The sequence below is a fragment of the Bradyrhizobium sp. 35 genome (genome assembly GCF_023073215.1).
GTDB lineage: Bacteria > Pseudomonadota > Alphaproteobacteria > Rhizobiales > Xanthobacteraceae > Bradyrhizobium > Bradyrhizobium canariense_D.
The window spans coordinates 91,090-104,778 of record NZ_JADPJC010000113.1 but is presented as its reverse complement, the minus strand read 5'-3'; the positions used below and the strand labels follow the sequence as shown (position 1 = coordinate 104,778).

The window sequence follows — 13,689 nt, the reverse complement described above, 5'->3', positions numbered from 1 at the left end:
TCGGCTCCGATAGCTGACAGTCAGGCGGCGCTGCTCTTGCTCCGCATCTTGCTGCGCGAGGTCTCCGGAATGCAGCCTGCGGAAACCGCCGCCTGCAATTCTTCCAGCTCGGCCTCCAGATATTCATTGGCCATGATCAGCGCCTTGATGGTGCTGCGCAGATTGCCGTCGCACATCGCGATCGCCTGATCGCAGGCTTGTTCATAATGGCTGTTGTCGAGAAGGGCGGTTGCCGACATCTGCATTTTCCTTAGACGGTTTCCCCGGGGGTGTTGGGTGCTCAAATGTTCTTATTTTGTTCCTTTCGAGTCAAGCGGATTTACGTGCGGCGGGGCCGCCGTAAAGTTCTACCCGTGGATCAGGCGATGATGTCGGGCGTGATCTGGTCTTCGATGAACGCGATACGGTCACGCAACAACAGCTTGCGTTTCTTCAACCGCTGTAACCGCAACAGGTCGGGGGCGGGCGATTGATGCAGTGCATCGATCGCCACATCGAGATCTCGGTGTTCCTGGTGCAACCGGGCGAGCTCGGATTCGAGTTCGCGCGCATCTTCATTGGTCATGTCTGCGGTGGCCGAAAAACCGATAGGCGTGAGATTAAGGCTGTGGATGCCCTGTGGAAACTATCGTCCTTGCGCGCCGTGATCGCAAGCGATCTCGGGCTGTCGCGCGCCGATCTCCCGCGAGATATTTCTGCGGTCGCTCCGGCGTTGCGCAAGCGCATTGATATCACGGATTTTTCCCGCGTGGTTCCCTTACTCACGCTTCGTTACATATGAATTTCTAAAAATGACAGCGCGACGACTGATATCCATCGACAGAACAAATCGGTGATGTACACTTCCTCGTCCGGTCGAATCCAAGGTTCACCCCTACCGAGGAGGTTTCGAATGACAATTCAGGCACATCTGGTTGAATTGGAACGGAAGCACAAAACTCTCGAAAACGAATTGCACGAAGCTCTCGTGCACCTTTCAACAGACGACCTGCAAATTGTTGAGTTGAAGCGCCGGAAGTTGATGGTCAAGGACCAGATCGAGCGTCTCAGGCACGGCGACACGCTCCACTAGTAACCCCGTAACAGCGTAGAGTTGATCGCACCCTTTCAGGCAGGGATGGGAGCCTTTGCGCTCATCCCTGCTGCAAGGCGCGCAGCGTGCAAGGATTTGCGCGGCTCCAGCGTCTTGTCTGGACGCAGTTCTTTACGCGCAACCGGAATCCAATTCGCTTTAAACCACTAGATGTTTGCGAGCTCGGCGACGTGATCCGCGATCGCGAGCGATGACGTCAATCCGGGCGACTCGATGCCGAACAGATTGATCAGGCCTTCGACGCCGTGATCGCGCGGGCCCTGCATCAAGAAATCCTGCGTGGCCACCGCCGGCGGCACAATCTTCGGGCGGATGCCCGAATAGCTCGGCATGAGAGCACCGTCAGGCAACGTCGGCCAGTATTTGCGGATCGCCGGGTAGAAGCGCTCGGCGCGTGACGGGTCGACCTCATAGTCGATCGTCTCGATCCACTCGACGTCAGGGCCGAAACGGGCCTGCCCGGCCATGTCCAGCGTCAGATGCACCCCTAGGCCACCGGGCTCGGGCACCGGATAGATCAGGCGCGAGAACGGCGCCCTAGCATTGCAGCTGAAGTAGTTTCCCTTGGCGAGGTAGGCCGTCGGGATCCGTTCCAGCGGCATGCCCTCGATGTTGCGCGCCACGGTGGTCGCCGAGAGCCCGGCGGCGTTGACGAGGAGGCTGCATTGCAGCGTCATCGGCGCTTCGCCGCCCGCCTCGATCTCGATGACGCCGGCGGTCGCCTTGGCACGGATCAGCGGGGTGTGAAACGCGAAGGCCGCGCCCGCGTCCTCGGCTTCGCCGCGCAGCGAGAGCATGTAGGCGTGGCTGTCGATGATGCCGGTCGACGGCGACAGCAGCGCGGCGTCACAGGCGAGCGCCGGCTCCAGCGCACGTGCCGCATCACCCGTGAGCAACTGCATGTCGAGCACGCCGTTGGCCTCGGCATGCGCCTTGATCGATTGCAGCTTCTCGGTCTCTTTCGGATTGGTCGCGACGATCAGCTTGCCGCAATTCCTGTGCGGGATGCCGCGCTCGGAACAGTAACGATAGAGCGCGTGCTTGCCGTCGACGCACATGCGCGCCATCCAGCTTCCGGCGCGGTAGTAGATGCCGGCATGGATCACCTCGCTGTTGCGCGAGGAGGTGATGGTGCCGATGGCCTCGGCTTGCTCGAGCACGATCACCTCGCGCCCGGCTTGCGCCAGCTTTCGAGCCACCGCGAGCCCGATCACGCCGGCTCCGATGACGACGCAGTCCACCCTATCCATGGTCGTGCAGGACGTCCGCTCGAAGCGACGATGGCCCCACGCCTGGGGAGGGCGACGCGGGGGCTTTTTCCGTTAAGGAAGCATTTATCATGTCAGGGCAATTGCCGTATTTGATGCCACATTGTTCCGTTGCGCGTACAGGCGTTTACCCGATCCAAACTCGCGAGGCCAGACAATCCGACGTTGAAATCGCGGGTGGCTGATGGCTGAGAAGAACTGGCACGCGGGCAGCGCGCTTCCGATTGCGGTGCAGGCCGTCGTGTGCCTGGCCGCAGCGGTCGCGCCTGCGCGCGCCTTTGCCCTCTCAGACAGCTTCACCCCTCCGAGCTATCTCGGCGAGCTTGATCCCAACGTGATCTGGGAAGCCCTGATCGCGGGAATTGTGATCTGTTCGTTCTTCGCCGCGATCGCGCTGTGGATCCATTCCTCGCTGCGCCGGACCAGGCGTCTGCAGCTGCGGCGCAATGCCTTCGTCTCCTCCGCCATGAACAATCTCAACCAGGGCGTGGTGATGACGGATGCGCAGCGGCGCGTCATCTTCTGCAACGACCGCTATATCGAGATTTACGGCCTGGCGCGGTCGGATCTCTGGGCCAACATGAACGGCTACGAACTCCTTGAGCTGCGACGCAAGCGCGGGGTGCTCGGCGCCGCCTCCAACGACGAGTTCTACGAGAAGGCGGCAAGCACCAACGGCTTGATCACCGAACTGCCGGACGGGCGGGCCATCCTGGTGAAATATTTCGTGCTGCCCAACGGCGGCTCGGTGACGACGCATCTGGACGTCAGCGAGCAGCGCAGGCTGTCGCGGCAGCTCGCCTCCACCAAGCAGTTCCTGGAAACGGTGCTGGACAACGTGCCGGCCTGCGTGGCCGCAAAGAACATCGAGGATGGTCGCTACATCTTCGCCAACAGCGCCTATGAGCGGTTCTGGGGCTTCTCGCGCGACCATGTCGTCGGCAAGAACGCGCGCGAGCTGTTTGCGCCGATCTCGGCGGACAGCATCGAGGCGACCGACCGCACGGCACTCGATTCGCCGGACGGCCAGTTTCGCAACGAATTCGAGGTCGACCGCGCCGGTGAGCGACGCATGGTTGCCTCGATCCGGATCGTTGTCCGCAACGAGAGCAACAAGCCCGAATTCCTGATGCTCGTGTTCGAGGACATCACCGATCGCCGCTCGCTGTCGAAGGAGCTGGAGAGCACGAAGAAGTTCCTCGAGCTCGTGGTCGACAACATCCCGGTGGCCCTGATCGTCGAGCAGGTCAAGGACGGCCGCTACCTGCTCGCCAACCGCAGCGCCGAGACGATCCTCAACCGCAGGCGCGAGGAAGCCACAGGCCTGACCGCGTCCGACATCTTCAATCCCAAGGAAGCCAAGCTGATCATCGCGCGCGACGAAGCCGCGATCAAGAAGCGTGGGATGATCACCGAAGAGCACCCGATCTCCACAAAGGACGGGCTGCGGCTGTTCCTCACCCGCCGCGCCACCGTGCTGAGCGACACCGGCGAGCCGCAATATCTGATCAAGACCCACGAGGACGTCACCGATCGCCGGCAGACCGAGTCGCGCATGGCGCACATGGCCTATCACGACGGCCTCACCGATTTGCCGAACCGTGCCGCTTTCCTGCAGGCGTTGACCCAGATGATCGAGGCCTGCGAGGGCACCGGCGAGGAGTTCGCGGTTCTGTGCGTCGATCTCGACGGTCTCAAGGAGGTCAACGACGTCTTCGGTCATGCGCACGGCGACAAGCTCCTGGTCGAGGTGGCCCAGCGGCTCCAGGACTCCGCGCGCGGCGGCGTGGTGGCGCGCCTGTCCGGCGACGAGTTCGGCCTGATCATCGACGGTAAGCAGCCGGATGCAGGTCTCGCGCTGGCGCAGCAGATCGGTGATGCCGTCGCTAAGGAATTCCAGATCGACGGCCGCCCGGTCCGCGCCGGCGTCACCACCGGCATGTCGATCTTCCCGCACAACGGCGCCGACGCCGCCTCGTTGCTCGCCAATGCCGGCGCGGCGCTGTTCCGCGCCAAGCAGAAGTCGCGCGGCACGATCAGCCTGTTCCAGCCGGAGATGGACCAGCAGATCCGCGATCGCCGCGTGCTGCACCAGGATCTCTCGATGGCGATCAAGAACGGCGAGCTCTCGCTCGCCTTCCAGCCGCAGGGAGCAGCGGGCCACAGCGTCGCCGAGAGCGAGATCATCGGCTTCGAGGCGCTGGCGCGCTGGCAGCATCCGGTGCGCGGCCAGGTCTCCCCGGCCGAATTCATCCCGATCGCGGAGGAAAGCGGCCTGATCGTCGAGATGGGCGAGTGGATCCTGCGCGAAGCCTGCCGCGAGGCCGCGTCCTGGCCGAAGCCGCTTCAGATCGCGGTCAACCTGTCGCCGGCGCAGTTCATGCACGGCGACGTGGTCGGGCTCGTGCATTCCATCCTGCTCGAGACGGGTCTCGCACCCGGTCGGCTCGAGCTCGAGATCACCGAGGGCGTGCTGATCGAGGACTTCGATCGCGGTCTGGCGCTGCTGCGCCGGCTCAAGGCGCTCGGCGTGCGCATCTCCATGGACGATTTCGGCAGCGGTTATTCCTCGCTGAGCTATCTCCAGGCGTTCCCGTTCGACAAGATCAAGATCGACCGCGCCTTCATCATCAATCTCGGCCGCAACCCGCAATCGGCGGCGATCGTGCGCGCGGTGATCGATCTCGGCCATGGCCTGGAAATGTCGATCGTCGCCGAAGGCGTCGAGACGCTGGAACAACTCGCCTTCCTCGCCGCGGAAGGCTGTGACGGCGTGCAGGGCTATCTGCTCGGCAAGCCACTGCCGATCGGGAAATATGCCGGCCTCGTCGGTCGTGCCGAAGTCATGGAGCTTGCGCTCAAGACCGGCTAGAGCGTTTTTCGAGCGCAGCGGATGCGGGTTCGCGTCAAGAGAACGCGCCAAACCAGAATCTAGAGCCCCGTTCCGATTTCATCGGAAGGGAAATGGCTCTAGAGATGGCGAGCGTTTCGCTCCCATTCGACGGCTTCATGGCGGATTACGATTTTGCGATCATCGGCGGCGGCCTGAACGGTGTCAGCCTCGCGCGCGATGCCGCCGGCCGCGGCCTGCGGGTCATCCTGTTGGAGCAGGGCGATCTGGGCGGCGCGGCGTCGTCGGCAACGCCGCGGCTGATCCACGGCGACCTGTCGGTTCTGGAACGGCGCGGCTTCCGCCGGGTGCGCCGGGCGCTCGCTGAGCGCCGGATCTGGCTCCGGATCGCGCCGCATCTGGTTCGGCCGATGCGCTTCGTGATCCCGGCGCATTCCGACGAGCGCCCACCATGGCTGCTGCGCGTCGGCCTGCTCCTCTACGACAGCCTCACCAGCCGGAGCGGCCTGCCTGCAACGGCGACCCTCGACATCACGCATCATCCGGTCGGCAACGCGCTGAAACGACCATTCGGCACGGCCTTCGAATATTCGGATTGCGTCGTCGACGATTCCCGACTGGTGGTGCTCACGGCACTGGATGCGGCCGAGCGCGGCGCCGTGATTCGGACTGGAGCGCGCTGTGTGCGCGCCGATCGAACCGACACATGGCGGCTCGCGGTGGTCGACCGCGGCCATCGTCGCACGATCACGGCCCGGGCACTGGCCAACGCCACCGGCGGCTGGACGTCGATGGTCGCCGAGACCGTGCTACGGCAGCCGCAACCCGCCGTGGCGGCGATGCAGATGAGCCAGATCATCGTCCCGCGATTGTTCGATTCCGATAACGTCTACGTCTTCCAGAACAGCGATGGCCGGCTGATCTTCGCGAGTCCTATCGCGCGCGATTTCACACTGATTGGAACAGTCACGCACGATTTCACCGGCGATCCTGCGATCGTCGCGATGCGGGGGGCCGACGTCAGCTATCTCTGCGAAGCGGCCAGTCGCTATTTCCGCGAGCGCGTTGCCCCGACCGACGTGGTGCGCGCGGTCTCCGGCGTCAACCTGACGCTGGCGTCCGCGCGCGGGCGTGATGGCACGACGCTGTTCGACGCGCGACGGCGCAAGGCGCCGCTGATCACGATGTTTGGCGGTGACGTCACCACCTCGCGCCTGCGGGCGGAGCGCGCGGTGACGAAGTTGACGCCGTTCTATCCGATGTCGCCGCCCTGGACCGCAGGCGCGGCGCTGCCGGGCGGAGATTTTGCCTGGGATCGTTTCGACACCGAGGTCGATCTTGCGCGTGACCGCTGGCGCTTTCTCTCGGAGGCGCAGGCCCAACGCCTCGTCGCGGCCTATGGCTCGCGGCTATCGGCTGTGCTTGCCGAGGCGAAGACCCGGGACGATCTCGGCCCCGCCTTCGGTCCCGAACTGACCGGGGCCGAGGTGCGCTATCTCATGACCCACGAATGGGCGCGTTTTCCCGAGGACATCCTGTGGCGCCGCTCCAAGCTCGGCCTGACGATGTCAGCGGGGGAATGCAATGCGCTGGCTGCGTTCATGGCGAATGCGTGAACGAACGGCCTCTAACCGGTTGAGTGAGGGACGATCGGCCGCTAGCGTGCGGCTTGATTGGGGTTGGCAGGAACCATGACTGACGAGTTGCCCAGAACAGACGCGGCTGCGGCTGCGGTCGGAGAGACGCAGCTCGCGGCCGGCGAGCCGTTGCTGCGCATCGAGGGCGTCGCCAAGACGTTCGGGACGTTCCGGGCCGTCGATGGCGTCTCGCTCGACATCAAGGCCGGCGAGTTCTTTGCGCTGCTCGGGCCCAGCGGCTGCGGCAAGACCACGCTTCTGCGCATGCTCGCCGGTTTCGAAGCGCCGGATCAAGGGCGCATTCTGCTCGGCGGCAAGGACATCGCGCAGGCGCTGCCGCATGAGCGGCCGATCAACATGATGTTCCAGAACTACGCGCTGTTTCCGCACCTGTCGGTGCGCGACAACATCGCCTTCGGCCTGAAGCGCGCCGGTATGGCGCGCGCAGACATCGCCACGCGTGTGGCGGAGATGGTTGCGCTGGTGAAGCTCGACGGACTCGAGAAGCGCAAGCCCGACCAGCTCTCCGGGGGACAGCGCCAGCGCGTGGCGTTGGCGCGTGCACTGGCGCGACGCCCGCAGCTCCTTCTGCTCGATGAGCCGCTCGCAGCGCTGGACAAGAAGCTGCGCGAAAGCACCCAAGGCGAACTGATGGAGCTTCAGCGCCGGCTCGGCATGACCTTCATCATCGTCACCCACGACCAGGAAGAGGCGATGACGATGGCGAGCCGGATCGGCGTGATGAGGGACGGCAGGCTGGCGCAGGTCGCGAGTCCCCGCGAACTCTACGAGGCGCCACGCTCGCGCTGGATCGCGGAGTTTGTCGGCGACATCAACCTGTTCGACGCCAAGTCCAAATTGCGCGACGGTCATCGTCTGGTCATAGGCACGCGCGATGCGGGACCGCTGGTGGTGGCGGAGCCGCGCGAGCCGTTCGGTGAGGTCAGATTATCGGTTGCGATCCGCCCCGAGAAGGTCAAGCTGTCGCGCCGTGGGCCGGCGAGGGAGGCCGGTCATGAGACGGCGATCAACCAGCTGGACGGCGTGATCGCCGACATCTGCTATCTCGGCGGCACCACCACTTACAAGGTGAAGCTCGAGGCCGGCGGGACGGTGCAGGCGTCGGTCGCCAACAGCGCGCGCCTTGACGTCGACGCCTACAGCGTGGGCCAGCCTGTCGTCGCCTGGTTCACGCCCGACGACTGCGTGGTGCTGCCGTCATGAGCGGGCGCCGCATTTTTGCGCGACCGGCTCACTTTGCCGCGATCGCGCCCTATGTCTGGATGGTGCTGTTCTTCCTGGTGCCGTTCGGCTTCGTGCTGAAGATCAGCCTGTCGCAGACGGCGATCGCGCAGCCGCCTTACGAGCCGGTGTTCGACCTGATGGCGGGATGGGGGGCGCTGAAGGCCGCCTTTGCCGCGCTGTCGATCGACAATTTCAGGCTGCTCGTCTCCGACGATATCTACGTGTTCGCCTATGTGCGTAGCCTCACCGTCGCCGTCACCGCGACCGCGCTGTTGCTCCTGATCGGCTATCCCATCGCCTACGGCATGGCGCGGCTGCCGGCGCGCTGGCAGGCCGTGGCGATGGTGCTGGTGATCGTGCCGTTCTGGACCTCGTTCCTGATCCGGATCTATGCCTGGATCAACATCCTCCAGCACGACGGCCTGCTCAACCAGATACTGCTGGCGCTGCATCTGGTTAGTCAGCCCGTGGTGTGGCTCTCCACCGACAGCGCGATGTATATCGGCATCGTCTATTCCTACCTGCCGTTCATGATCCTGCCGCTCTACGCCACGCTGGCCAAAATGGAGCCGGTGCTGGAGGAGGCCGCCTCCGATCTCGGCGCGCCGCGCTGGCAGGTGTTCTGGCTCGTCACCTTCCCGCTGTCGCTGCCCGGCGTCGGCGCCGGCGTGCTGCTGTGCTTCATCCCCATCGTCGGCGAGTTCGTCATTCCGGATCTCCTGGCCGGCTCCAATGCGCTGATGATCGGCCAGACCTTGTGGCTCGAATTCTTCACTAACAAGGACTGGCCGGTCGCCTCCGCCGCGGCCATCGTGTTGTTGGTGGTGCTGCTGGTCCCGCTGCTGCTGTACGAACGGCTGCAGAAGCGGCAGCTGGAACAGGGGCGGTGAGGCGATGCGCAAGGTCTCCCGTCTGTCCCGCTTCAACGTCGCCTCGCTTTCGCTGGGTCTGGCCTTCCTCTATCTGCCGATCCTGATCCTCGTGATCTATTCCTTCAATGCCTCGCGGCTGGTGACGGTGTGGGGTGGCTGGTCGCTGCGCTGGTATCACGAGTTCTTCAATGACCGCGCCATGATCGAGGCGGCCTGGATGAGCCTGCGCGTCGCGGTTTCGTCGGCAACCATTGCGACCCTGATCGGCACGCTCGCCGCCGTGGCGCTGTCGCGCGGCGAGCGGTTTCGCGGCCGCACCCTGTTCTCCGGCATGCTCTATGCGCCGCTGGTGATGCCGGAGGTGATCACCGGACTGTCGCTGCTGCTGCTGTTCGTGGCGCTAAACGCGGAGCGCGGCTTCTGGACGGTGACGATCGCCCATACCACGCTGACGATGTGCTTCGTCGCCGTCGTCGTGCAGTCCCGCCTCGGCTCGCTCGACCGCTCCTTGGAAGAGGCCGCGATGGATCTCGGCTACGACCCCCTGCGCGCGTTCGTGGCCGTAACGCTGCCGCTGATCGCGCCTGCGATCGTCGCGGGCTGGATGCTCGCCTTCACGCTGTCGCTGGACGATCTCGTGATCGCGAGCTTCACCACCGGCCCCGGCTCGGCGACGCTGCCGATCCGGATCTATTCGGAAGTGCGGCTCGGAGTGAAGCCCGAGATCAACGCGATCTGCACGCTGGTGATCGCCTTGATTGCTGTTGTCATCGTCATCGCCTCGCTCGCCTCGAAACTGTCGAGCTCGCAGGGCGAGAGCGCGGCGCCGCTATAACGGGAGGCGATGATGACGTTTGCCTATCAGGTCCTGGTGCATACGCCGCTCTGGGTCTGGACCTTGCTCGCCTATCTGGTCTGGCAGGGCATCAAGGCGATGCAGCCGCGCAAGACGCCGATCTGGCGTGCGCTGATCGTTCCGATCGTATTCATCGTCTGGGGCATTTCGCGGATTGGCTTCGGACATCAGGATAGCGCGTGGCCGCTGGTTGCCTGGGGCGGGGCCGCATTGGTGTTGTTGCCGATCGGCGTATTAACGTCGCGTCCGTTCGACGTCGATCACAAGACAGGCGAGATCATCCGCGCGGGTGGCGCCTTTGCGCTGATCCGCAACCTCGTCATATTCTCTCTGCAGTATGCGGTCGGCGTGATCTCGGCGGTCGATGCGAGCGACCGTGCACTCGCACTCGTCGTCGGCCGCGCGATTTCGGGCGCGACCGCGGGCTATTTCATCGGCTCGATGATCGCGCTGCTGGTTGCCTACCAAAGAAAGCGCGCCGTGGATCTCAGGACTTCACCGCACCGGCCGTGAGCCCGCCCACCATGTAGCGCTTGAAGGCGTAATAGACCGCGGCCGGCGGCAGCGCGTAGATGAAGCCGGTGGTCATCAACAGCTCCCACGGCGAGTCGTCGGCGGCGAGGAAGTTGCCGAGCGCGACCGGCAGCGTGATATCGGTGTCCTTGGACAAGAGCAGGAACGCGTAGAGATATTCGTTCCAGGCCAGCAGCACGGCATAGGTGCCGATCGCGACCAGCGAGGGCATCATCAGCGGCACATAGACCAGGCGGAACAGCTGCAGCGTGGTCGCGCCGTCCATCACGGCGGCCTCGTCGAGCTCGACCGGCAGCTTGTCGGACGCCTGCTTCAGCACCCAGATCGCGTAAGGCGAAGCGATTGTCACCATCGCCAGGATCAGCGACCAGTGATTGTTGAGCAGGCCGTAGTTGCCCATGGTGCGGTACATCGGCACGGCGAGGAACGCCGCCGGGATGAAGTAGGTGAACAGCGCGAGATTCATCACCCAGCGGCCGCCCGGCGCCTTAAGCCGCGAGATCGAGAATGCGGCGGCGGTCGCGACGAACAAGGTCAGCGCGCCTGCGGCCAGCGCGATCACCGTCGAGTTCCAGAACTGGATCCAGAAGTCTCGCAGGAAATAGTGCTCCTGGTAGAACACGATGTGAAAGTTGTGCAGCGTCGGATGATCCGGCCACAGCTTGCCCGAGAACGCGTCCTCCTTGGGCGAGATCGCGAACAGGAACATGTGGTAGATCGGAATCATGGTCCAGATGAAGACCGGGATGCCGATCAGCAGGAGCTTGGCTTCGGTGCCAACTTCGCGGAGGGTGGGAAGCTTCATCGCGACAACCGTTTCATCATGAAGTATATCAGCGGCAGCACGAGCGGTATCGCGCAGACGATAGAGGCCATCGCAAGCGAGAGCTGGTCGAGCCGGAGATAGCGGATGCCGAGTGTCGACAGCACGTGCGTGAGGTCGGCCGGCCCGCCGCCAGTGAGCAGATAGACGCTGTTGAAGTCGCCGAGCGTCCAGATCATCGAGAGCAGCGTGCAGGTGACGTAGAGCATCTGCATCGACGGCCAGGTGATGAAGCGGAATTTCTGCCACGGACTGGCGCCGTCGACCTCGGACGCCTCGTACAGATCCTGCGGGATCGCGAGCCGCCCGGTCAGCAGGATCAGCGTCCAGAACGGCAGCGACTTCCAGATATGCACGGCGATCGCCATGGTCAGCGCGACCGTCGGATCGTTCAGCCAGTTCGGCCCGTCATCGCCGGTGAGAGAGAAGATGAAATGGTTGACCATGCCCCATTCGGGATTGAGCATGAAGCGGACCGACAGGATGGTCGGGATCGACGGCACCGCCCAGGGCAGGATGAAGATCACCGACAGCCATTTGATCCAGGGGCGCTGCTGGGCGAAGAAGCCGGACAGGAACAGCGCGATCAGCATCTTCACGTTGATGCCGATGACCAGGAAGATCAGCGTGTTGACCGCGGCGCGCGCGAAGATCGGGTCGTTGTACAGCGCGACATAGTTCGCCGGACTGCGCGCCAGCCACAGGCCGTAGCCGACGGGATAGACGACGAAGGCCAGGAAGACGAGTAGATAGGGCACAAGCAGCAAGATGCCCCAGACCTGCTGCGTGGTCAGGCGCGCCGACAGGGGAGGGGCCGGAATTGTGTCTGAGCCGGAAAGTGTGATCGCCATATCGCATACCCACCGAAAGCAACCGGTCGCGGAGAGCCGCGACCGGTATTAGCATATACCTTATTGCAGTCCGAGATCAGCCCGCGACCGCCTTGATGCGGGCGATCAGCTCGTCGACCGCCTTGTCCACCGGCACCTTCTCGCTGACCACGCGGTTCATCGCCTTGGCCCAGACGTTCTCGTTGTTCAGGATGGTGAACTTCCAGTTCTTGGTGAAGTCGAACGCGGCGGTGCCGCCCTTGAACTGCGAGTAGACCGCCTTGCGATGCCGGTCAGCCTGCCAGAACGGGCTCTCTTGGCTTTCCTTCGTCACCGGGAACCAGCGGCCGAGCGCACCCTCGATATAGGGGCGGACGTTCTCTTCCTGGAGCAGGAAGGCGATGAACTGCTTGGCCTCGGCCTTGTTCTTGGCCACGGAGAAGACCAGCCCGGTCTTGACGTCCGAGCGGTAGCGGATCGTCGAACCGTCCGGAGCCTTCGGGAAGGACGCGGTGATGATGTCCTCGCCATAGGCCTTCTTGCCGGCTTCGCGCTGCTCGGGCGTGAGCGTCTGGTTCTGGGAATCCTCGAACCACTTCGCCGCGATCGAGATCGTGAAGTTGTGGGTCATCACGATGGTCTTGTTGTGGAACGCGACGTTGTTGTCGGGATCCTTCCAGGTCGTCGAGGACGGCGGGGTGCAGCCCTTGATGTAGGTGTCGGTGTAGTCCTTCATCGCCTTGATCAGGTTCTCCCGGACCTTGGGATCGTCGACCGTAAGCTTGCCGTCGTCGTCGACCAGCTTGACGTGATAGGCATCCATGAAGGTGTAGAACGACTGGAAAGCGTCGGTGGATTCCACGCCCATCGGCTGGCCGACGCCGTAGACGCGCTGGCCGGTCGCCTTGCGGATCCCCGGTTGCACCTTGTCGCACCAGAACGTCCAGTAGCCTTCCCAGTCGGTCGGGATGTCGGCGAGCTTGAAGCCGGCCTTCTCAAGCATGTCGTTCCAGATCTCGACATGCATGCTCTGCTGCTTCAGCGGGAAGCCGTAATAGGCCTTCTTCTTGGTGACGTCGTTATAGAGGATCGACGCATCCAGCGTGTTCTGCACGAACCGATCCTTGATCGGCTCCATGATGTCTGAGAGGTCCTCGAGCCTGCCTTCGTAGGCCCACTTGCCCTGGACCTGCACGTCGTAGGTGTCGGAATAGGCAACATCGGGCACGGTGCCTGAATCGAGTGCGGCGACCGTCTTCGGAATCATGTCCTGGATCGCGTACTGCGACAATTCGACCTTGATGCCGGTCTTGGCTTCGAACTTCTTGATTGTCTCGAGCAGCGCGTCGTCTTCGGAGCGGTAGAAGCCCTTGCCCCACCAGACCGTAATCGTCTTCTGCTGCGCAAATGCGGGTGCAGCGGCTGCAAACAGCCCGGCCGCAGCGACCGCCAGTGATACTGCGCCAATAACCTTGGATTTCACGTTTTTCTCCCTCAAACGGCCGGTGTTTTTAACCGGTCGTATAAAACACTAGCGCATGGCCGCTATCCGATCTAGCGGCTTCTTGTCAGACATAGGTCGTGGGGTGTCGGGCGAGAGGAGATGCTTAATGTGCGCATCGATCCAATCGCCGCATCAATTCGCCCTGATCAATTCGCGCCGATCTGCTGGCGCCGCTT

Annotated in this window: 14 protein-coding genes; 8 read left to right on the top strand and 6 right to left on the bottom strand. The window is 63.5% G+C overall.

Going from position 1 to position 13,689, the window contains the following annotated elements; genetic code table 11:
* Positions 1-20 precede the first annotated feature (20 nt).
* Together IVB36_RS23680 and IVB36_RS23675 are read right to left on the bottom strand one after the other, a co-directional pair.
* Positions 21-239 (bottom strand): hypothetical protein, encoded by a 219-nt coding sequence (locus IVB36_RS23680; RefSeq protein ID WP_007614210.1) that lies wholly within the window; start codon positions 237-239, stop codon positions 21-23.
* A gap of 119 nt (positions 240-358) precedes the next feature.
* Positions 359-565: a DUF465 domain-containing protein gene (locus IVB36_RS23675; RefSeq protein WP_007596255.1), complete on the bottom strand. Its 207-nt coding sequence runs from the start codon at positions 563-565 to the stop codon at positions 359-361.
* A gap of 69 nt (positions 566-634) precedes the next feature.
* Between IVB36_RS23675 and IVB36_RS23670 the strand changes: the two genes are divergently transcribed.
* Together IVB36_RS23670 and IVB36_RS23665 are read left to right on the top strand one after the other, a co-directional pair.
* Positions 635-781 carry a hypothetical protein gene (locus IVB36_RS23670; RefSeq protein ID WP_240543946.1) on the top strand — a complete coding sequence of 49 codons (147 nt, stop codon included), beginning with the start codon at positions 635-637 and terminating at the stop codon, positions 779-781.
* A 111-nt stretch (positions 782-892) separates the two neighbouring features.
* Positions 893-1,072: a DUF465 domain-containing protein gene (locus tag IVB36_RS23665; RefSeq protein ID WP_007596254.1), complete on the top strand. Its 180-nt coding sequence runs from the start codon at positions 893-895 to the stop codon at positions 1,070-1,072.
* Positions 1,073-1,239: 167 nt separating this feature from the next.
* On the opposite strand, the gene IVB36_RS23660 is transcribed toward IVB36_RS23665, so the two are convergent.
* Positions 1,240-2,343, bottom strand: a complete 1,104-nt coding sequence (locus tag IVB36_RS23660) for an NAD(P)/FAD-dependent oxidoreductase (protein ID WP_018453826.1) — start codon at positions 2,341-2,343, stop codon at positions 1,240-1,242.
* 202 nt (positions 2,344-2,545) lie between these two features.
* Between IVB36_RS23660 and IVB36_RS23655 the strand changes: the two genes are divergently transcribed.
* From IVB36_RS23655 to IVB36_RS23630, 6 genes are all read left to right on the top strand, one after another.
* Positions 2,546-5,233 carry an EAL domain-containing protein gene (locus tag IVB36_RS23655; protein WP_018453827.1) on the top strand — a complete coding sequence of 896 codons (2,688 nt, stop codon included), beginning with the start codon at positions 2,546-2,548 and terminating at the stop codon, positions 5,231-5,233.
* A gap of 137 nt (positions 5,234-5,370) precedes the next feature.
* Positions 5,371-6,828, top strand: a complete 1,458-nt coding sequence (locus tag IVB36_RS23650; protein ID WP_026232603.1) for a glycerol-3-phosphate dehydrogenase — start codon at positions 5,371-5,373, stop codon at positions 6,826-6,828.
* A gap of 75 nt (positions 6,829-6,903) precedes the next feature.
* On the top strand, positions 6,904-8,073 hold the full coding sequence (locus IVB36_RS23645; protein WP_026232604.1) for an ABC transporter ATP-binding protein: 1,170 nt from the start codon (positions 6,904-6,906) through the stop codon (positions 8,071-8,073).
* Complete coding sequence (locus tag IVB36_RS23640) at positions 8,070-8,984, top strand: ABC transporter permease (RefSeq protein WP_018453830.1); 915 nt, start codon at positions 8,070-8,072, stop codon at positions 8,982-8,984. Before IVB36_RS23645 ends, IVB36_RS23640 begins: the two co-directional genes overlap by 4 nt.
* A gap of 4 nt (positions 8,985-8,988) precedes the next feature.
* The gene (locus IVB36_RS23635) at positions 8,989-9,801 is read left to right on the top strand and encodes an ABC transporter permease subunit (protein WP_018453831.1); all 813 of its coding nucleotides are present in this window, start codon (positions 8,989-8,991) and stop codon (positions 9,799-9,801) included.
* Between the two features lie 12 nt (positions 9,802-9,813).
* Entirely contained in the window at positions 9,814-10,335 is a 522-nt protein-coding gene (locus tag IVB36_RS23630) for a DUF6622 family protein (RefSeq protein ID WP_018453832.1), read from the top strand.
* Here IVB36_RS23630 and IVB36_RS23625 read toward each other — a convergent pair.
* The 3 genes from IVB36_RS23625 to IVB36_RS23615 all read right to left on the bottom strand — a co-directional run bounded on the left by IVB36_RS23625 (position 10,310) and on the right by IVB36_RS23615 (position 13,492).
* On the bottom strand, positions 10,310-11,161 hold the full coding sequence (locus IVB36_RS23625) for a carbohydrate ABC transporter permease (RefSeq protein ID WP_018453833.1): 852 nt from the start codon (positions 11,159-11,161) through the stop codon (positions 10,310-10,312). The two genes, IVB36_RS23630 and IVB36_RS23625, sit on opposite strands and share 26 nt — an antisense overlap.
* Complete coding sequence (locus IVB36_RS23620; RefSeq protein WP_018453834.1) at positions 11,158-12,030, bottom strand: sugar ABC transporter permease; 873 nt, start codon at positions 12,028-12,030, stop codon at positions 11,158-11,160. Before IVB36_RS23620 ends, IVB36_RS23625 begins: the two co-directional genes overlap by 4 nt.
* A gap of 76 nt (positions 12,031-12,106) precedes the next feature.
* Entirely contained in the window at positions 12,107-13,492 is a 1,386-nt protein-coding gene (locus IVB36_RS23615; protein ID WP_018453835.1) for an ABC transporter substrate-binding protein, read from the bottom strand.
* Between the last annotated feature and the right edge of the window lie 197 nt (positions 13,493-13,689).